Origin of the sequence: Streptomyces sp. NPDC127190 (assembly GCF_042672505.1) — a bacterium.
Lineage (GTDB): Bacteria > Actinomycetota > Actinomycetes > Streptomycetales > Streptomycetaceae > Streptomyces.
Genome location: NZ_JBHXVE010000019.1, coordinates 85,489 through 102,782, shown reverse-complemented (window position 1 = coordinate 102,782; position 17,294 = coordinate 85,489). Strand labels below are relative to the sequence as shown.

At 71.1% G+C, this 17,294-nt stretch carries 20 protein-coding genes; 5 read left to right on the top strand and 15 right to left on the bottom strand.

All coding sequences use genetic code 11. The features are described from left to right. Window positions 1-137: 137 nt before the first annotated feature. Window positions 138-818 carry a response regulator transcription factor gene (locus ACFVIU_RS26860; RefSeq protein ID WP_046419660.1) on the bottom strand — a complete coding sequence of 227 codons (681 nt, stop codon included), beginning with the start codon at window positions 816-818 and terminating at the stop codon, window positions 138-140. Then, window positions 815-2,062 (bottom strand): sensor histidine kinase, encoded by a 1,248-nt coding sequence (locus tag ACFVIU_RS26855; RefSeq protein ID WP_385845586.1) that lies wholly within the window; start codon window positions 2,060-2,062, stop codon window positions 815-817. Before ACFVIU_RS26855 ends, ACFVIU_RS26860 begins: the two co-directional genes overlap by 4 nt. Window positions 2,063-2,276: 214 nt before the next feature. Between ACFVIU_RS26855 and phoU the strand changes: the two genes are divergently transcribed. Continuing rightward, window positions 2,277-2,969 (top strand): phosphate signaling complex protein PhoU, encoded by a 693-nt coding sequence (gene phoU / locus ACFVIU_RS26850; protein WP_385845585.1) that lies wholly within the window; start codon window positions 2,277-2,279, stop codon window positions 2,967-2,969. 396 nt (window positions 2,970-3,365) lie between these two features. Then, window positions 3,366-3,521, top strand: a complete 156-nt coding sequence (locus tag ACFVIU_RS26845; RefSeq protein ID WP_385845583.1) for a hypothetical protein — start codon at window positions 3,366-3,368, stop codon at window positions 3,519-3,521. A gap of 64 nt (window positions 3,522-3,585) precedes the next feature. On the opposite strand, the gene ACFVIU_RS26840 is transcribed toward ACFVIU_RS26845, so the two are convergent. From ACFVIU_RS26840 to ACFVIU_RS26795, 10 genes are all read right to left on the bottom strand, one after another. Continuing rightward, window positions 3,586-4,785 (bottom strand): GAF domain-containing protein, encoded by a 1,200-nt coding sequence (locus ACFVIU_RS26840; protein WP_385845582.1) that lies wholly within the window; start codon window positions 4,783-4,785, stop codon window positions 3,586-3,588. A 96-nt stretch (window positions 4,786-4,881) separates the two neighbouring features. Then, window positions 4,882-5,613 carry a GAF domain-containing protein gene (locus tag ACFVIU_RS26835; RefSeq protein ID WP_385845581.1) on the bottom strand — a complete coding sequence of 244 codons (732 nt, stop codon included), beginning with the start codon at window positions 5,611-5,613 and terminating at the stop codon, window positions 4,882-4,884. After that, window positions 5,613-6,545: a GAF and ANTAR domain-containing protein gene (locus ACFVIU_RS26830; RefSeq protein WP_385845579.1), complete on the bottom strand. Its 933-nt coding sequence runs from the start codon at window positions 6,543-6,545 to the stop codon at window positions 5,613-5,615. The genes ACFVIU_RS26835 and ACFVIU_RS26830 overlap by 1 nt, the downstream gene beginning before the upstream one ends. Window positions 6,546-6,726: 181 nt before the next feature. Further along, window positions 6,727-7,737 carry a methyltransferase domain-containing protein gene (locus tag ACFVIU_RS26825; protein ID WP_385845578.1) on the bottom strand — a complete coding sequence of 337 codons (1,011 nt, stop codon included), beginning with the start codon at window positions 7,735-7,737 and terminating at the stop codon, window positions 6,727-6,729. 173 nt (window positions 7,738-7,910) lie between these two features. Then, the gene (locus tag ACFVIU_RS26820) at window positions 7,911-8,042 is read right to left on the bottom strand and encodes a hypothetical protein (RefSeq protein WP_279616581.1); all 132 of its coding nucleotides are present in this window, start codon (window positions 8,040-8,042) and stop codon (window positions 7,911-7,913) included. Window positions 8,043-8,724: 682 nt separating this feature from the next. Then, window positions 8,725-9,576, bottom strand: coding sequence for a helix-turn-helix domain-containing protein (locus ACFVIU_RS26815; protein WP_385845576.1), 852 nt, complete (start codon window positions 9,574-9,576; stop codon window positions 8,725-8,727). 19 nt (window positions 9,577-9,595) lie between these two features. Next, window positions 9,596-10,105, bottom strand: a complete 510-nt coding sequence (locus ACFVIU_RS26810) for a DUF6879 family protein (protein ID WP_385845575.1) — start codon at window positions 10,103-10,105, stop codon at window positions 9,596-9,598. After that, window positions 10,102-10,347, bottom strand: a complete 246-nt coding sequence (locus ACFVIU_RS26805) for a hypothetical protein (RefSeq protein ID WP_385845574.1) — start codon at window positions 10,345-10,347, stop codon at window positions 10,102-10,104. The genes ACFVIU_RS26810 and ACFVIU_RS26805 overlap by 4 nt, the downstream gene beginning before the upstream one ends. Window positions 10,348-10,507: 160 nt before the next feature. Further along, window positions 10,508-10,699, bottom strand: coding sequence for a DUF397 domain-containing protein (locus tag ACFVIU_RS26800; protein WP_385845572.1), 192 nt, complete (start codon window positions 10,697-10,699; stop codon window positions 10,508-10,510). A 12-nt stretch (window positions 10,700-10,711) separates the two neighbouring features. Then, window positions 10,712-11,563 (bottom strand): Scr1 family TA system antitoxin-like transcriptional regulator, encoded by an 852-nt coding sequence (locus ACFVIU_RS26795; protein WP_385845571.1) that lies wholly within the window; start codon window positions 11,561-11,563, stop codon window positions 10,712-10,714. Between the two features lie 257 nt (window positions 11,564-11,820). Here ACFVIU_RS26795 and ACFVIU_RS26790 point away from each other — a divergent pair, with 257 nt between their 5' ends. Further along, entirely contained in the window at window positions 11,821-12,273 is a 453-nt protein-coding gene (locus ACFVIU_RS26790) for an ATP-binding protein (protein ID WP_385845570.1), read from the top strand. Between the two features lie 354 nt (window positions 12,274-12,627). Here the strand turns inward: ACFVIU_RS26790 and ACFVIU_RS26785 are convergent, their stop codons facing one another. The 3 genes from ACFVIU_RS26785 to ACFVIU_RS26775 form a co-directional block, all read right to left on the bottom strand. Beyond that, the gene (locus ACFVIU_RS26785) at window positions 12,628-13,365 is read right to left on the bottom strand and encodes a VOC family protein (protein WP_385845569.1); all 738 of its coding nucleotides are present in this window, start codon (window positions 13,363-13,365) and stop codon (window positions 12,628-12,630) included. Window positions 13,366-13,487: 122 nt separating this feature from the next. After that, on the bottom strand, window positions 13,488-14,381 hold the full coding sequence (locus tag ACFVIU_RS26780) for an AAA family ATPase (RefSeq protein WP_385845568.1): 894 nt from the start codon (window positions 14,379-14,381) through the stop codon (window positions 13,488-13,490). 88 nt (window positions 14,382-14,469) lie between these two features. Further along, the gene (locus tag ACFVIU_RS26775) at window positions 14,470-15,726 is read right to left on the bottom strand and encodes an MDR family MFS transporter (protein WP_385845566.1); all 1,257 of its coding nucleotides are present in this window, start codon (window positions 15,724-15,726) and stop codon (window positions 14,470-14,472) included. A 189-nt stretch (window positions 15,727-15,915) separates the two neighbouring features. Here ACFVIU_RS26775 and ACFVIU_RS26770 point away from each other — a divergent pair, with 189 nt between their 5' ends. Together ACFVIU_RS26770 and ACFVIU_RS26765 are read left to right on the top strand one after the other, a co-directional pair. Next, on the top strand, window positions 15,916-16,677 hold the full coding sequence (locus ACFVIU_RS26770) for a phosphoglyceromutase (RefSeq protein ID WP_385845565.1): 762 nt from the start codon (window positions 15,916-15,918) through the stop codon (window positions 16,675-16,677). A gap of 141 nt (window positions 16,678-16,818) precedes the next feature. Further along, window positions 16,819-17,292, top strand: coding sequence for a carboxymuconolactone decarboxylase family protein (locus tag ACFVIU_RS26765; protein WP_385845564.1), 474 nt, complete (start codon window positions 16,819-16,821; stop codon window positions 17,290-17,292). The last annotated feature ends 2 nt before the right edge of the window (window positions 17,293-17,294 follow it).

Here is a 17,294-nt window from a genome sequence, read left to right as displayed (position 1 = left end):
GCGCTGGACCCGGGCGCCCTCTGGCTGCGCGCCGCCCCCCCCCCCGCGCCGCTGGGCGAACCCGCGCTCCCCCCCGGGCCCCCCCGCGGCCGGGGGCCGCCCCCCTCTTCGTACGCTTACTACCCTCTTAGGGCTCTTTACGGCTCGAACTTGTAGCCCAGGCCGCGGACCGTCACCAGGTACCTCGGCGCCCCCGGGTCCGGCTCGATCTTGGCGCGGAGGCGCTTGACGTGGACGTCGAGCGTCTTGGTGTCGCCCACGTAGTCGGCGCCCCACACCCGGTCGATGAGCTGCATCCGGGTCAGCACCCGGCCGGCGTTGCGCAGCAGCATCTCCAGCAGGTCGAACTCCTTCAGGGGGAGGTCGACCTTGGCGCCCGCCACCGTCACCACATGGCGGTCGACGTCCATCCGGACCGGGCCCGCCTCCAGCGCGGCCGGGGTGACCTCCTCCGGCTCGCCGCGGCGGCGCAGCACGGCACGGATACGGGCCACCAGCTCACGGGAGGAGAAGGGCTTGGTGACGTAGTCGTCGGCTCCTATCTCCAGGCCGACGACCTTGTCGATCTCGCTGTCCTTGGCCGTCACCATGATCACGGGGACGTTGGAGCGGCCGCGCAGCTGCCGGCACACCTCCGTGCCGGGCAGCCCCGGCAGCATCAGGTCGAGGAGGACGAGGTCGGCGCCGTTGCGCTCGAACTCGTCGAGTCCGTCGGGGCCGGTCGCGGCCACGGCGACCTCGAAGCCCTCCTTGCGCAGCATGTACGACAGGGCGTCGGAGAAGGACTCCTCGTCCTCGACGACGAGCACTCGGGTCACGGAAGGACCTCCGGGGCGGGAAGCGGTTCGTACGGGGATGGATCGGTGCCCGCCTCGTCATCGAGGTCGGGGTGCTGCTGGGCGCGGTCGCGGGCCGCGGCCGCCTCCGGCAGCCGAAGCGTGAAGGTGGAGCCCTGGCCCTCCGCGCTCCAGACCGTGACCTCCCCGCCGTGCGAGGCGACCACGTGCTTGACGATGGCGAGCCCCAGGCCGGTGCCGCCGGTGGCCCGGGAGCGGGCCGGGTCGACGCGGTAGAAGCGCTCGAAGATGCGCTCCTTGTCCTTGTCGGAGATGCCGATGCCCTGGTCGGTCACGGCGATCTCGATCAGGTCGCCGCCGGGCGCGGCCACCCTGCGGGCGGCGATGCCGACGCGGGTGCGGGCCGGGGAGTAGTTGACGGCGTTCTCGACCAGGTTGCCGAGGGCGGCGGCCAGCTGGCCGCGGTTGCCCCAGACGCGCAGGTCGGCCGTGCCGCCGGCGGCCATGGTGATCTGCTTGGCGCCCGCCTGGTGGCGGCAGCGGTCCATCGCCTCGGCGACCAGCTCGTCCACGCCGACGGGCTCGGCGTCCTCCAGCGGGTCGTCGTTCTGCACCCGGGAGAGGTCGATCAGCTCCTGGACCAGGTTGGTCAGCCGGGTCGCCTCGATCTGCATCCGGCCCGCGAAGCGCTGTACGGCCTCGGGGTCGTCGGAGGCGTCCATCACGGCCTCGGAGAGCAGGGAGAGCGCGCCCACCGGGGTCTTCAGCTCATGGCTGACGTTGGCCACGAAGTCGCGGCGCACCGCCTCGATCCGGCGGGCCTCCGTCAGGTCCTCGACCAGCAGCAGGACCAGGCGGGAGCCGAGCGGGGCCACGCGCGCGGAGACCGCGAGGGCCTCGCCGCGCCCGGTGCCGCGCCGGGGCAGATCCAGTTCGACCTGGCGTATCTCGCCGTCTCTGCGGGTGTCGCGGGCCATCTGGAGCATCGGCTCCACCGAGAGCTTGCCGCCGCGGACCAGCCCGAGGGCGTAGGCGGCGGAGCTGGCCTTGACGACGGCGTCGGCCTCGTCGAGCACGACGGCGGAGGAGCGGAGCACGGACAGCACGGTGTCCACGCCGGGCGGGAGTACGGGGTCAGTGTGCAAGGAAGTCCTGGTCGGTCGCTTCTGGTCGCGTTCGCTCCAGCGGAACGCCAGCATGGCGATGACACCGGTCAGTACCCCGGCGATCGCTGCCGCTGCGGCGACCGCCGCGTTCACGTCCATGCCTCCAGGTTAGGCATGGCGTACGACATGACCACAGCCGTCGCAGTGCGACCTCGAACACTCGTCGCCCAGAGTTCACCTGGGGGCCGGTCCTGGTTCATTCGGGGTGGCGGAAACGGACGCGTACGGGGCAGAACGTGGGAGCGTTGGGAAAGGTGGGGACCGTCGGGGGTCACCCGGAACCCCTGAGCACACGTACGAGAGGGAAAGCCTGATGCGGGACGCGTACCACGAGGAACTGGACTCGATCGGCGACAGCCTGGTGGAGATGGCCCGGCTGGTCGGGTCGGCGATCGGGCGCGCCACGACCGCCATTCTCGACGCCGACCTGAAGCTGGCCGAGAGCGTGATCGAGGCGGACCAGAAGGTCGACGAGCTCCAGCACGAGCTGGAGGCCCGGGCGATAGCCCTGCTGGCGCGGCAGCAGCCCGTGGCGACGGACCTGCGGATCGTCGTCACCTCCCTGCGCATGTCGGCCGACCTGGAGCGGGCCGGCGACCTCGCCCAGCACGTGGCGAAGCTGGCCCGGCTGCGCTTCCCGCAGCGCACCATCCCGCACGACCTGCACGCCACCATCCTGGAGATGGGCCAGCTCGCGCAGCGCCTGATGGCGAAGGCGGCCGAGGTGATCGTCACGAAGGACGTCGACCTCGCGCTCCAGCTGGAGCAGGACGACGACGAGATGGACCTGCTGCACCGCACCCTCTTCCAGCACCTGATCGACGAGCGCTGGAAGCACGGCATCGAGACGGCCGTCGACGTCACGCTGCTCGGCCGCTACTACGAGCGGTACGCCGACCACGCCGTGGCCGTCGCCAAGCGCGTCGTCTACCTGGTCACCGGTGAGCACGCGGACGAGCTCCAGCAGGACACCATCCAGCCGGTGGCGGGCCCCGAGGGGGCGTGATCCCGGGCCGGGTGCGGTCCGGCGGGGTGCGGTCCGGCCGGTGCCGGTCTGGTGGGATGCGGCTCGGTGGGGTGCGGTCCGGCCGGGTGCGGTCCGGCGGGATGCGGCTCGGTGGGGTGCGGTCCGGCCGGTGCCGGTCTGGTGGGATGCGGTCCGGCGGGGTGCGGTCCGGCGGGATGCGGCTCGGTGGGGTGCGGTCCGGCCGGTGCCGGTCTGGTGGGTGCGGTCCGGCGGGGTGCGGTCCGGCCGGTGCCGGTCTGGTGGGATGCGGCTCGGTGGGGTGCGGTCCGGCGGCGGGCGGGGGCGCGGGGGCGCCTCCGTGCGCCGTTGATGCGCCCGGCGGAACGGGCATGCAATGGACGAGGGCATCCCTGCCCCAGCGTCCAGGAGGGACCCATGGCCGAATCCCCCAGCACCACGCCCGATCCCACGCAGGAGCGCGACACCGAGCAGCCCGCCGAGATCAGGAGCCTGCCGCTGTTCGGCGCGTGCGGCTGCGGCTCCGGATGCGGCTGCGGGTGCCAGTCGGGCAGCCCCTGCCAGTGCGGCTGAGCACGGTCGACTGTGGCCGGTGTGGATCGGGCGTGAACTCGATTCACACCGGCCTTTTCTGTTGTCAGTGCGTTGCGGCTCGCCGGTGCAGATCCGCCAGCGCCTCCTGGACAGTGGTCTCCCGGTACCAGTCCAGCCACGCCCCGGCCTCCCGGGCGACGGTGTCCAGCGCGCCGAGTTCCGCCTCGGTGTAGGTGTGCCCCGGCTGGTGGTGATGGGTGGAGAAGGCGCCCTGCGGCCGGCCGGCGGGGCCCGGGATGGGCGTGCACTGGAGCGAGCGGCTGTGCGCGGCGAGCATGACGGCGCGGCTGGCCTCGTCGTAGACCGGCGCGGTGGCGACGTCCTCGATGACGACCCGTTGCCTCTTGCGCGCGGCCTGGCCGCAGGCCGTACCGGTGTCGTCGATCACCGCGAAGAAGCGCACGAACTCGGCGGGGAAACCGCAGTGGGACTCCAGCCGGAGGGTGTTGTCACCGGCGTCGATGAGCTGCACGTTCGCCATGTCGGTGTGGGCGATGGCGCAGGCGGCGTCCCGCAGCGCGGCGAGAAAGCGGGAAAGCGGCGGCACGGACGCAGGCGTGGGCACATGCGCTGGTGCCGACCGGTTGGGTGGGAGGAAGCCGACCGGGGGTGGGTCGCTCCGCCGGCCGCCGGGGAACCACGGCTCGCCGGGGCGCGGCGGCGGTGCGTGTACGAGGGCCACCGCCAGCCCCGCCGGTGCGAGCCCGTGCGCCCGGCCGACCGCGCGCAGCAGCGCGTCCGCTACCTGCGCATCCGGCAGGCCGTACCGCTCCATGAGCAGCCCCTGCGCTTGGGCGACGAGGGCACGGGCGGCCAGGGTGTGCCGCAGCTCCAGGGCGCGCGGCCGCAGCTGCGGACCGATCGCCACCGGCCCCGCGGCGGCGGCCGCCCCGATGACCGCGCCGAGGGCGTCCGGGACGGTCGGGTACAGCTCGGGCCCGGCGGCATCGAGCGGCCGGGCCCGGTCGAGTACGGCCGTGACCCCGGCGGTGCAGCCGGCCAGGAACAGGCGCCGGCCGGGCGGGGCGGTGAAGCGGTGCAGCAGCGCGGCGCCCGCCGGGGACAGCCGGCGCAGACTGCTCAGATCGAGGACCAGCTGGGTGGGGCCGGTGGCCGAGAGTGCCGCGTCCAGTTCGGCACCGGCGTCGTCGTCGCCGCACAGGGCGAGCACGGTCAGCCTGCCCGTCGGCAGGCCCGGAAGGGCCAGATCCACCAGGGTCCGGCAGGTGAAGTACGACGACATGGCGGGCCCCCTGCCTGTGAGTCCCGGGCATCATCGGGTCCCCGGGGCGGCCCACCTGCCAGCGTAGCCGCGGGACGTTCACCAGGAAGTGGGCCGTCAGGCCCCTGCCCCGGCCAGCAGGTCCCTCGGGCTCAGCGTGCGGTCGACCAGGGTGCGGGCGATGTCCACCACGCGCCGGTGGTGGCGGTCGGCGTAGGCGGTCAGGGCGGTTCGGGCGGCGGGCAGGGTGAGGTCGCCGGCCGCGGCGAGCATGCCGGTGGCCACGTCGACGGCCGCCTTGGCGAGGGCGGCCTGCACCCGGGTGGCGACGTCGGTGGGGCGCAGCGGTCGGGGGGTCCAGTTGACCAGGGCCACGGACGTCACGTCGGCGAGTGCCTGGCCCAGCTCCAGGTCCAGCGGGGGCAGCCCGCCGGGCGTGCGGAGCAGGAGGTTCACCGCGCCGATGGGCTGACCGTGGACGCGCAGCGGCAGGGCGTGCAGGGAGCGGTAGCCCTGGCGCAGGGCGAACGGGGCGACCTGGGGCCACCGGTCGCTGCTGTCCGCCAGCGCCGGGGCGTCGATGCGCCGCCCCTCGTGGAAGCAGTCCAGGCAGGGGCCCTCGTCGGCCTGGAGCTGGAAGAGCTCCAGGAGGGCGGCCTCCTCCTCGGTGACGGCCAGCGGGCGCAGGCCGCCCCGGGCGGAGAGCACCATCATCCCGGCGGCGTCGGCACCGGTCAGCTGGATGCAGTGCCGTGCCAGCCGTTCGCCCAGGACGACCGGGTCGACGTCGTCGGCCAGGAAGTCGGCCAGCCCGACGAGTGCTTCGGCGAGCTGTTGTTCACGGATCATCACCGTGCACCGTCCCTTCCCTCGTCACCGCGGTCGTCGTCGGGGTCCTGCGGGCCGTCGTCCGGATCCCGCACCCCGTCCACGGCGGATTCTCCACCGCTCCCCTGCGCACCCGTGTCCGCGCCCCCGCCGTCGCCGCCCGGGCCCAGCGGCTCCGGTTGGAAGCGGAGTCTGCGGGCGAGGACGTCCCGGGCCACCTGGCTGACCGTGCGGCTCTCGGCGTACGCATGGGCCCGCAGCAGGTCCAGCGCCTGCTCGGGGTCCACGTCGAGCTGCACCATCACCATGCCGACCGCCTGGTAGACCTCGGTGTGGTCGGCCTCGGACGCGGCCACCCAGGTGGCCACACCGTCGTCCGCCGCCTCCGCGGTGAGGTCGGGGGCGGCGGTCTGGAGACCCATCAGCGCGTAGGTGACCGCGTCCCGCACCCACGCCGCGATCCGCAGGTCCGACTCGCCCAGGCCGCCCACCCGGTGGCTGTACAGGTCGAGGGTGCCGATGGCCGCGCCGCTGACACCGAGCGGCAGGGAGAACACGGCACGGACGCCGAGGCCCACGGCCTCCTGCGCGAAGATCGGCCAGCGGCCGGCGTCGGGGCCGTCGGTGAGGTCGGCGGCGAGGACCGGGGCGCCCTGGTCGAGCGCGCTCTGGCAGGGGCCGTCGCCGATGGTGTACTGAAGCTCGGCCAGGCGTGCGGCGGTCCCGTCGCTGGCGCACCAGGTGAGGCGTACGCCCTTGCCGCCCGAGATCGACACGGAGGCGCCGGTGACGGGCAGCAGCCCCACGCAGGCCGCGCACAGCGCGCCCGGAACCTGCTCCGGACCCAGGGCTCCGCGCGCCGCGGCGGCCAGCGTCTCGGTGACCCGCAGCCGCGCCCGGGCGTCGGACGGCCCAGCGCCTCCGGCCTGCGACTCGGGCTCCTCCGGCGGCATGGTCAACACCCCCGTCGTGACGCGCTCTCAGCAGACATGATCCATCAGTATCGGCCCCGGGACGGGATTCGGGGCCGTGGGGCTGTCGGCCAGCCGACGGGTTCCCCGGTCACAGAGAACGGGTTCCCTGGCTGGTCCGATCGGCACACCGGGACTCCATTCACCTTTCAACTGATCACGCTCACGCAGTCCAGGACCGACCGGGGTCGTCCAACCATGCCCGCTGCCCCTCGGGCGTGATCGTGAGCCCGAACCGCTCGGCTGTGGGGCGCCCTCGCTCCACCCACCACGCATACGACGCCTCCACCTCGTCCCAGAGGCGGCGGGGACCGTACTGCCAGACGGTGTACCGGTCGGTGCCGCGGACGCCGTCCCAGTCGACGGCGGCCCACGACGCGGTATCCGTGGTCGCCAGCCACAGGCGGACCACGACACCCGGCACGTCCGGCCGCTCGTGCCAGGCGTGCCATACGTCCGGCAGCCGCAGACCGACGGCGAACTGTGCTGCGGTGTCCTGCCCGGCGACGAGCGACGGGTCCAGTCCCGACCTCGACTCGACCGGCTGGTGTTCGTCCCGCACCACGTCGCGGTAGATCCGCAGGTCCGTGCGCTGTCCGCGCATCAGCATGAAAGCGGAGTGCGGGGAGAAGCGGCCCGAGGCGATCCCATCGCCGCCCACGTGCAGGCGCAGCAGCCCGTAGCAGAGCCACGGCGTTTCCCAGGGAGTGAGGACGAGCCCACCGGGCCGGGTCTGCTCCACCCACGCGTAGGGCAGGCGGCGCACGGAGCACGTGGCGATGACCCTGTCGTACGGTGCCGACGGCAGGAACCCGCCTGCGCCGTCCGCCGCTTTCACCTCCGGCTGGAGAGTGAGGGCCTTCAGCGAGCGTGCCGCCGCCGCGGTGAGCGCCGGGTCCACGTCCACGGTCGTCACGTTCTCCTCCCCGACCAGGGCAGCGAGAAGACCAGCATTCCAACCCGTACCGGTGCCGATCTCCAGGACCCTGTGCGCAGGGTGCAGGTCGAGCATCCGGAGCATGCGGAACACGATCGACGGGGCCGACGCGGACGATGACGGCCACACCTCCCCGCCTTCGGGGACCCGGCCGTCGTTGACCTGGGTGACGACCGGAGCGTCGGCGTAGGCGGCCGCCAGCCAGCGCGCGGGATCCAGCGCACGGTCGCAGGGCATCCAATCGCCTTCACCGTCCAGCCACACCAGGCGGGGCAGAAACGCGTGTCGCGGGGCGCGCTGAAAGGCTGCCTCCAGCTCGGGCCCAAGGGGGCCGAGTCCTTCCGAGACGGCGCGGAGCAGGCCACGGGCAGCGGCCTGCTCCTCGGTGCTCATGGCGCACATGCCGAAGGTCAGCCCTTCTTGTGCTTCGGGTCGGGCTTCGGCTGGCTGGTGTCCGAGGACGGCTTCGACGTCCCCGGGTCCTTGCCGCCGGCGTGCTTGCCGTCGCCGCCAGATCCGCCCTTGCCGGTTCCCCATCCCATTGCGGTCCTCCTTGTCGTCATGTCCAGTTGGTGGTGCGGAAGTTCTCAGATCGCATCTTGCTGCTGATCAGGTACGGCTGAGAGTCCGGTCCGCCGGCCGTGGACCGGACGGCTTCGGAGGTTCCGGCGGCGGCGGTTGAGGCTGTTTTCCCATGAAGCGGGGTCCCTTCCTTCGGTCGTACCCGACCGGGACGTGGTGGTGTGAACGAGCAGCGCCCCGGCCGGGTGCTTGAAGACGCCGGATCGGTGATGACCCGGCGCAGCCACGGGTGGGAGTTGTGGGGGAGAAACGCGGTCGTCGCCTACAGCCCTCGCGCGGTCAGCAGACGACGAAGCCCTCCGGGAAGGCGCCTCAGCAGGGACGGACGTCGTACGGCACGGCTCAGGGGACCGTGGCCATCTGTCACATAGACGGCCCGGGTGATGCCCGCGCGGTCGACGGCAACGGAGCCGGACGCGGACCTCCGAAGCAGGGCAGCACGCAGCGACATACGGATCTCCGGGGGTAGACGGGACATGGCGGCCCCGAGGCTGCAGGGGGGAGCAGGGCAGGGCTGCCGCGGTCAGCAGTGCAGGTCTCGACCGGAATCGCCCGGTGATCCGCCAGCCCGAGGTGCTGTGTCCAAAACGCTAGAAGCACAGCCGAGTTGGGCTCCAGCCGATTGCACGGACTTCTACGTCTTCACCCCAGAGCGCCAACGGCGTCTTTGATCAGTTGACGGGCTTTCGCGCCATGCACAGCGATGCCGCCCAGTTCGGTGAATGCACGCCCGTACATGGCGATCTCGCTGGGCTGCGTGATGGTCAGGTAGCCGGAGACCAGTTCAACGCTGACCTGCGCCATGTCGTAGATCCAGAATCCTTCGACCGGCCACGCCTTCTCCCGTACCGGCTGCATGGGGACGATGCCGATGCTGATGTTGGGGCGACGGTCGGTGGTCAGCAGATGTTCGAGCTGTTCGCGCATGACATCCGGTCCTCCGAGACCGTTGCGCAGCACACTCTCCTCGATCAGGAAGGCGAACCGGTGGTTCCCTTCGACGAGGACGTGCTGACGAGCCATGCGCTCGTCCACGGCCGAGTCCACGTCGCCCACCAGGCCACGGCGGTCGCGGATGGCCGACAGGATCGCGGTGGTGTAGGCGCGGGTCTGGAGCAGGCCGGGAAGCAGCCAGGAGGAGTAGACGCGGAACCGCTGCGTCCGCTCGTAGATTGGCCGGACGGCTTCCTGGGCGGCGCGCAGCCCGGTGCGCTCCATGCGACGCCACTCCGTGTACATGGAGTCGGCAGCGCGGGATTTCGCGATCAGGTCGTCGGCTTGCTCATCGGCTCCGCATGCCCGGCACCATGCCCGGATGTCTCCGTCCGCCGGCGCCGTGGTGGCGTTGATGATGCGGCTGGTCTTGGACGGGTGCCAGCCACAGAGGGCGGCCAGCTCCCGTCCTTGGAGTCCAGCGTCCAGCATCAGCTCCCGGAGTCGCTCGGCCACGGCCTTGCGGGCCGCTTGCGCACTGGAGGACGGGGAGCTGGGCATACGGGTGGTGTCCGGTCGGTCAGATGACGTACTGCTCGTGCGGGACGGCACGCTCCCACACCGACTCGAAGGCAGTCGAGCACAGCTTGGCCACGGCCGGCTCAGTGACCGTCTCCATGCCTGGTTCTGCCCATTGGCCGTCACCGGTGAAGTGGTTGAAGACAACCGTCGTTCCGTCGAACAGCCAGAAATCGACGCCTGGTAGTGCGAGGTCCGTGGTCCGGCGCCGGGGAAGCCACCGGACTTGTTCACCGGCCGCGATGTTGTGCGGGCCGGTGAGGGAGTGCTCCCACCTGATGTAGTCGCTGACAGGCTCGGACACGATGCGAGCGCGGCGAACGACCACGCCTCGGCCGGTCACCTGTCGCATCAGGTCGGACCACGAGCGGTACTCCTCGGCCGGGTCGAACGGATGTCCCTGCTTCCAGGCGACGAACACCGGGTCGTCGGTCATGTAACTGTCGCGCATCTCCAAGTGGACCGCGGAGTGCTGGGCAGTGGCGAACCCCTGGCGCACTGCTGACGTCACTGCTTTGCCTCCGAGCGCGGAATGAACTGGAGCATGTTGGCGGGAAGCCGGATCACGGTCTCGTGCTCCGGGACGTCGGTGGTGTGACCGGGGACGGACCCGACCTCCTGAGCCTGCTTGACGGTGGCGGCGTCGGCCTTCCAGGACTGGATGATCAGGTCGCCCGTCTCCTCCTCGACCCAGATGGTCGGTGACCCGTCGTTGGGGGTGTTGGGATAGATCCCCAGGAACCGTAGCGTCATGGTGCCCTCCCGAACCAAGCCGGTTGCGTCCACTTGCACGCCAACCGAATCGCAGGCCCGATGCGGCGTCAAGGGCGCTTGGAGGCGGGGACCTCTCGCGGACCACGTCATTGCGCCCGCCCCGGCGGCAGGACAGGGACGGGCGCAGATGGCGACCCTGTTACACGAAGCGGTCGAACTCCCCCGCCTTGGCGCCTTCCAGGAATGCCGCGAGCTTCGCTCGGCTGGTCCTGATGATCAAGCCAGGCTCGTCACTCTCTCGTACCAGGATCATGTCGCCTTGCTCCGCGACCTCCAGGCAGTTGCCCTCTGAATCGGTCGAGAAGGAGGATTTTTGCCACTGGATCTCCACGGTTCCCCGCCTTCACACTTGTCGTGCTATGTCATAGATGAAGTCGCGTGACCTGACCGGGTCGAGCGACCTCTCCTCGGTTCGGTCCAGAACAGCCCGGTAGTTGGCAAGGCGCGTCTCCGCGTCAAGGAACGCAGGACCGTGCGGGGTGTCCGTCTGGACGGTGTCGAGCTGCGGAACCGGACCGTAGACGTAGAGCGTCGAACTTCCGGCGTTCGGAAAACCGCCTATGGCGAAGGGGACCACGCGCACGGTGACGTTGTCCCGGTCGGATTCCTTGAGGAGGTGGTCGAGCTGGGCACGGGCGACTTTGCGACCCCCGAACTGCATGCGGAGGGCGGCCTCGTGGATCAGGAACGTGCATCGCGGCGGATGCGGACGGTCGAGCACGTCACGGCGCCGCAGCCGATGTGAGAGACGGCGGCGCAGGACCACGTCGCTCAGGGGCGGCACCGCCTCGGCGAACACGGCCCGCGCGTAGTCCTCCGCTTGGAGCAGCCCCGGCATATGCATGATCTGCACGGCACGCAGCGCAATGGCGTGGTGCTCCAGCTCGGCCAGGTCGAGAGCGCCGGCGGACAGTTCGCCGCGGTAGTCCTCCCACCAACCCTTGTTCCGCTCCTCGGCGATGGCGGCCAACGCTTCGACGTAGGCGGCGTCAGAGCAGCCGTAATGAGTGGTCCAGGTACGAACGCGTTCGCCGCTCACGCCGAACCGCCCGGACTCGACGTTGCTGATGCTGGTCCGGTCGGTGCCCAACTGGACTGCTGCATCAGCCAGCGTGAGACCCGCATGCTCCCGGATCTTCCGCAGCTCGGCACCCAATCGGCGCTGCCGTGCGGTCGGCGCCTTCCTCGGTGGCATCGACTCCCCTCCTGTCGCGTCTCAGTCTGACCCCCATCCCCTGAAGGATCCACCTCGACCGCGCTCGGCCCAACTGTTTAGCCGCTTCCGTACAACATGTGAGACGCATCCGGTACCTTCGTCAGCAACGTCGCGTAGCACGCCAGTAAATCCGCAGCGCAGCCGTCTGCACGCCTGTACGCGGGCGCCTCCGGAGGACGGACGGGCCACGGTGGCGCGCTGTGCGAAGAGCGACCGCACTGTGTTGGGAGACGACGATGTCGCACGCTTCCGCCTTACCACCCCCCGTACCGCTCCTCGGTCCTCGCGCGGAGAGCTACAGACTCAGCACCCCCCACACCCTGCGGGCGCCGAAGATTGCGCGCGACTTCTTCGCGACGCTGGTCGGCTCGCAGCACCCCGGGTTTCTCGCGCCGGGAACCCTCTGCATCTCCGAGGTGGTCACGAACGCCGTCCGGCACACCCGGTCACCGCGGATCGCCATCGAGATCTCGATGAGCAGTGATCACGTGGTCGTCCACGTGCACGACAACGAACCGTGCGCCCTGCCCGCATCCAAGCCCTGGCACCCGGAGTTCGAACACGGGCGTGGCCTCGCCCTCGTCGAGGCGCATGCACATCGCTGGGGAATCACGCTCTTCGGCGGCCGACACCCGCGGTCGAAAGCTGTGTGGTTCGAACTCCATGAGCGAGCGGAGACGGCCCGGTGACCGGCCTGGGCGTCGACCGCATGACCATCGTCCTGACCGTCCTGGCCATTGCACTCGCCCTGCTCTCACTGCTGGCGATCTACTGGAGCATGCCCGGTTTCCGTAGCGCCGTAGCCCCGGCCCCGACCGATCGACCGGGGTACTCGTACGTCTGCTACTGCCACCGTCACCCGATCCGGGTGAAGATCCTCGCACCACCCCTCGGCGGACGCCACGCCCGGACCGGGCCGAGATCCGACCGCGGCGGCACCCACCGGGCAGCGCGCCTTCGAGGAGGCACGGCCGACGGGAGAGAAGGGCCCCTTCCGATATCCGCGGCCGCTTAGGGCGCACTGAGCACAAGAGCGCCCGCTGTCAGCGAGGGGTGAGGAGGCAGAACTCGTTGCCTTCCGGGTCGGCCAGGACCGTCCAGTGGATCGCGGACCGGTCGATGTCGGGGTAGGTGGCGCCCAGGGCGCACAAGCGGGCCGCTTCTTCGGTCATCTCGTCACCGGGGTAGGGGGCGATGTCGAGATGGACGCGGTTCCACCCGCTCTTGGTGTCGGGGGTGCGGAGGAACTCCAGGTAGGGGCCGACGCCCTTGGCGGAGCGCAGGGTCGCGTGGTCGTCGGTGACCTCGTGCACCGTCCAGTCCATCGCCTCGCCCCAGAACCGGGCCATCCGCCGCGGGTCGGCGCAGTCGACCACCACGGCGGCGATCGGACCGGTGTCCCGGTAGACCGGACGGGGCTCCAGCACGCAGAACTCGTTGCCTTCCGGGTCGGCCAGGACCGTCCAGGGGACGTCTCCCTGGCCGACATCGGCGGGCGTCGCGCCGAGATCCTTCAGGCGCGCGACCACCTCGGCCTGATGGGCGGCCGAGGTGGTGGCCAGATCGAGGTGCACGCGGTTCTTGGCCGTCTTGGGTTCCGGGCGGGCGATGAGGTCGATGCAGACGGCCGCGGGGTCGGGGTAGGCGAAGCCCACCGGTTCGAGGTTGGTCACGCCGGGCCCCTCGCTGTCGACACCCCACCCGAGTGCCTCCGCCCAGAACCGGCCGAGCGCGGAGTCGTCCCGGGCCTTCATGTTGATCTGCACGAGTCGCGTTGCCATGCCGAGGATCCTAGAAGTCGGCGGGGCGTACGGCCGGGCCGATTTTCCGGGCTCGTTCTGTCCGACCCAACGCCGTTCGATTCAGCTACCTCCAGAAGCTGCACAGGACCACGTCGGTCGTGTCAGGCGAAGGAGAAGCGTGCGGCGGCTTCGCTGGGCGTGGTCGCTTGGCGGCGTCCGGGGACATCGTGGACGCTGGTTGCGCCCTCGGAGCGAAGCTGGTCGGCACCGGCCTCCCGGGCCATGACGGCGGCGTAGGCACGGACGTCCGCGGCGGTGAGGTCCTTGCGGCCTCGCTCGGTGTACTGCTGAAGGAGGTCGGTGACGTCCGGGGTGAAGCGCAGCATGGTCACCGGGGCGTTGAAGCGCCTGGCGATGGCGATGAGCCGTGCGCGTGCCTGCGGCGTGACATTCGTCGACTCGGCGATTGCGCTGTGTCCGGCGGCGAGCCTGGCGACGACCCTGCGGTCACGTTCCTCGAAGATCCGTGCGTCCGCCGCGTCGGATTCCGCTGGTGCGGGTGAGGTGCCGAAAAGCTCCGCGCGGATCTCGTCGCTGGACACCACGGCTTCCGCGTCGATCTGCCCGCGTGCGATCAGTGCCCGAACGAAGCTGGTCTTGCCCGAGGCCGGTGGGCCGACAAGGACGACGAGTCCTGCCGGAACCCGGATGGCGGGCGCGAGAGCGTTGAGGTCGAGAGCGTTGAGGTAGAGCTCGGCTGCGCAGTCGAGGGCTTCCTCCGGGGAGCCGGCCGGCAGTCCGCTGGGCAGGAGGCTGTCCCGGTAGCTGTCGTTGCCGGCCAGATAGAGGGCGAAGCCCCAGGTGTGCGGCACGCCGGTGAAGCGCAGTCGGCACAGCGGCAGGCTCTTTCCGCCGGGCAACTCGGCTGCCACGTAGGCGAATCCTGTGCGGAAGCGGACCGTGATGGCGTCCACGTGGGGCCAGCGTGCGCGGGCGTGGCGGTTCAGACGCCGGCGCAGGTGGTGCTGCATCGATTCCGGGGGGTCCTTCGGCACGAGCCCATCCTGCCGGGTGCGGCAGCGGCCCGCGATGACACCGCTGCCCCCGCCCGGCGCTCGCACTAGGGAGCTACCGGGCGTCGGATCAGGCGGCCTGCTCGGACGTGCGTGGCTGCCGGTCCTGCGCAGGCGCCGTCGGCCGTTCAGCCGGCAGCCCCCGCATCAGCACGCCGTAACCCAGCCCCGTCACCGTCCCGATGGCCGCGCACATCCCCCACAGCCACCCCGCGCCCAGCCGGTCGATCACCGCGCCGGACATCAGCGGTGCGACCAGGGAGGCCACGGACCAGGACAGGGTGTACATGCCCTGGTAGCGGCCGCGGCCGTGCACCGGCGAGAGCCGGACCACGAGGCCGGTCTGGGTCGGGGCGTTGACGATCTCGGCGAGGGTCCACACGCAGACGGTGAGCATGAAGACGCCGACGGACCCGGCGAAGGCGGTGAGGCCGAAGCCGTAGCCGGCGAGGACGGAGGAGAGGACGAGCAGGGTGCGCGGGTCGCGGTGCTCGATGAACCGGGTGACGGGGATCTGGAGGGCGACGATCAGGATGCCGTTGACGGCGATGGCGAGGCCGTAGTCGGCGGGCGAGAACCCGGCCCGGCCCATGGCCACCGGCAGGCCGACGGAACCCTGCTGGAAGATCAGCGCGACGAGGAAGGACAGCCCGACGACGGCCATGTAGCGCCCGTCGCGCAGCACGGTGCCGAGGCTGACGCCGTCGCCGCCCGTGTCCTTCGCCTGGGCGGTGGGCCGCGACTCGGGGACCCTGAGGAAGACGACGAGCGCGCACAGGGCCGTCATCCCGGCCTCGATCAGGAACCCGGCGAGATAGCTGTACTCGGCGATGAAGCCGGCGGCCGCGGAGGAGACGGCGAAGCCGAGGTTGATGGCCCAGTAGTTCAGGGAGAAGGCGCGGACGCGGTCCTCGGGGCGCACGATGTCGGCCATCATCGCCTGCACGGCCGGCCGGGAGGCGTTGGAGGCCATGCCGACGAGGAAGGCGACGCCGGCGATGGCGACGGGGTCGGTCATGAAGCCGAGCAGCGCGACGGAGGCGGCCGTCGCCGACTGGGCGATGAGCAGGGTGGGCCGCCGGCCGAGCCGGTCGGCCATCACGCCGCCGCCGAGGGCGGAGACGACGCCGCCCAGCCCGTGCAGCGAGGCGACGAGACCGGCGTACGACGCCGAGTAGCCCCGGTCGATGGTGAGGTACAGGGCCATGAAGGTGGCCACGAACGCGCCGAGCCGGTTGACGAGGGTGCTGGTCCACAGCCACCAGAACTCACGGGGGAGGCCGGCGACGGACTCCCTGGCGGCACGTCTGAGACGGGCGGCGGACATCAACGGGACCCCCAGTGTGTGCAACGCCCCGGTATGGGCGTTGTAAGCGGCTCATGCGGCGAGCACAACTTACCGAGGCGGGAGCCGGGGCGACCACTGGATTAACAGACCCCGTCAACTGTCCGGCCGGCTGTCCACCCCTCGGCCGGGCCGGGCGGGGTCCCGAACGCGTGGATTAGGCTCTTTCCCATGGCCGACGCACCGTACAAGCTGATCCTCCTCCGCCACGGCGAGAGCGAGTGGAACGCGAAGAACCTGTTCACCGGCTGGGTGGACGTCAACCTGAACGAGAAGGGCGAGAAGGAGGCAGTCCGCGGTGGCGAGCTCCTGAAGGCCGCCGACCTGCTGCCCGACGTGGTCCACACGTCCCTCCAGAAGCGCGCGATCCGCACCGCCCAGCTCGCGCTGGAGGCCGCCGACCGCCACTGGATCCCGGTCCACCGCAGCTGGCGCCTGAACGAGCGCCACTACGGCGCCCTCCAGGGCAAGGACAAGGCGGCGACGCTGGCCGAGTTCGGCGAGGAGCAGTTCATGCTCTGGCGCCGCTCCTACGACACCCCGCCCCCGCCGCTGTCGGACGACTCCGAGTTCTCCCAGGCGCACGACGCCCGCTACGCCACGATCCCGCCGGAGCTGCGCCCCCGCACGGAGTGCCTGAAGGACGTCGTCGTCCGCATGCTCCCGTACTGGTACGACGCGATCGTCCCGGACCTCCTGACCGGCCGCACGGTCCTGATCGCCGCCCACGGCAACAGCCTGCGCGCCCTGGTCAAGCACCTGGACGGCATCTCCGACGCCGACATCGCGGGCCTGAACATCCCGACGGGCATCCCGCTCTCCTACGAGCTGGACGCCGACTTCAAGCCGGTCACCCCGGGCGGCACCTACCTCGACCCCGAGGCGGCCGCGGCGGCGATCGAAGCGGTCAAGAACCAGGGCAAGAAGAAGTAACCGCCCACGAGCAAGCCCCCTGCCTGCGGCTCTGTCGCGGTAGGGGGTTTCCCATGTCCGGTGTCACATTCCCTCCGGTCCGGCCGTCGTAGAGGTGTAGGCGGCGGTGGACGTCGCATCACGACACCGGAGGAGACACCAGTGGACGCTCGTATCGATCTCTTCGCCAGCCCCGTCCTCGGGACGTTCCTCAAGCACCTCAACTCCGCCGGGAAGGCGCTCGCGGAGGCCGGGGTGCCGGAGGCGACGCAGGAGTTGGTGAAGTTTCGGGCCAGTCAGATCAACGGGTGCGGGTACTGCACCGACATGCACACCAAGGACGCCCTGGCCGCCGGGGAGGACCCGACCCGGCTGTTCCTGGTCGCCGCCTGGCGGGAGGCCACCGTGTTCACGGACGCGGAGCGGGCCGCGCTGGAGCTGGCCGAGGAGGGCACCCGGATCGCCGACGCGGCCGGCGGGGTCAGCGACGAGGTGTGGGACAACGCCGCCAAGCACTACGACGGGGAGCAGCTCGCCGGGCTGGTCGGGCTGATCGCGCTGATCAACACCTACAACCGCGTCAATGTGCTGGTCCGGCTGCCCGCCGGCGGCTACCGGCCGGGGATGCACGGCTGACC

What these genes read in the sequence shown, in the direction of transcription:
- ACFVIU_RS26855 (WP_385845586.1), bottom strand. Translation starts at nt 2,062, where the DNA reads ATGGACGTGAACGCGGCGGTCGCCGCAGCGGCAGCGATCGCCGGGGTA.
- ACFVIU_RS26840 (WP_385845582.1), bottom strand. Translation starts at nt 4,785, where the DNA reads ATGTCGTCGTACTTCACCTGCCGGACCCTGGTGGATCTGGCCCTTCCG.
- ACFVIU_RS26825 (WP_385845578.1), bottom strand. Translation starts at nt 7,737, where the DNA reads ATGCCCTGCGACCGTGCGCTGGATCCCGCGCGCTGGCTGGCGGCCGCC.
- ACFVIU_RS26845 (WP_385845583.1), top strand. Translation starts at nt 3,366, where the DNA reads ATGGCCGAATCCCCCAGCACCACGCCCGATCCCACGCAGGAGCGCGAC.
- phoU (WP_385845585.1), top strand. Translation starts at nt 2,277, where the DNA reads ATGCGGGACGCGTACCACGAGGAACTGGACTCGATCGGCGACAGCCTG.
- ACFVIU_RS26820 (WP_279616581.1), bottom strand. Translation starts at nt 8,042, where the DNA reads ATGGGATGGGGAACCGGCAAGGGCGGATCTGGCGGCGACGGCAAGCAC.
- ACFVIU_RS26795 (WP_385845571.1), bottom strand. Translation starts at nt 11,563, where the DNA reads ATGCCACCGAGGAAGGCGCCGACCGCACGGCAGCGCCGATTGGGTGCC.
- ACFVIU_RS26835 (WP_385845581.1), bottom strand. Translation starts at nt 5,613, where the DNA reads ATGATCCGTGAACAACAGCTCGCCGAAGCACTCGTCGGGCTGGCCGAC.
- ACFVIU_RS26785 (WP_385845569.1), bottom strand. Translation starts at nt 13,365, where the DNA reads ATGGCAACGCGACTCGTGCAGATCAACATGAAGGCCCGGGACGACTCC.
- ACFVIU_RS26790 (WP_385845570.1), top strand. Translation starts at nt 11,821, where the DNA reads ATGTCGCACGCTTCCGCCTTACCACCCCCCGTACCGCTCCTCGGTCCT.
- ACFVIU_RS26815 (WP_385845576.1), bottom strand. Translation starts at nt 9,576, where the DNA reads ATGCCCAGCTCCCCGTCCTCCAGTGCGCAAGCGGCCCGCAAGGCCGTG.
- ACFVIU_RS26830 (WP_385845579.1), bottom strand. Translation starts at nt 6,545, where the DNA reads ATGCCGCCGGAGGAGCCCGAGTCGCAGGCCGGAGGCGCTGGGCCGTCC.
- ACFVIU_RS26805 (WP_385845574.1), bottom strand. Translation starts at nt 10,347, where the DNA reads ATGACGCTACGGTTCCTGGGGATCTATCCCAACACCCCCAACGACGGG.
- ACFVIU_RS26770 (WP_385845565.1), top strand. Translation starts at nt 15,916, where the DNA reads ATGGCCGACGCACCGTACAAGCTGATCCTCCTCCGCCACGGCGAGAGC.
- ACFVIU_RS26775 (WP_385845566.1), bottom strand. Translation starts at nt 15,726, where the DNA reads ATGTCCGCCGCCCGTCTCAGACGTGCCGCCAGGGAGTCCGTCGCCGGC.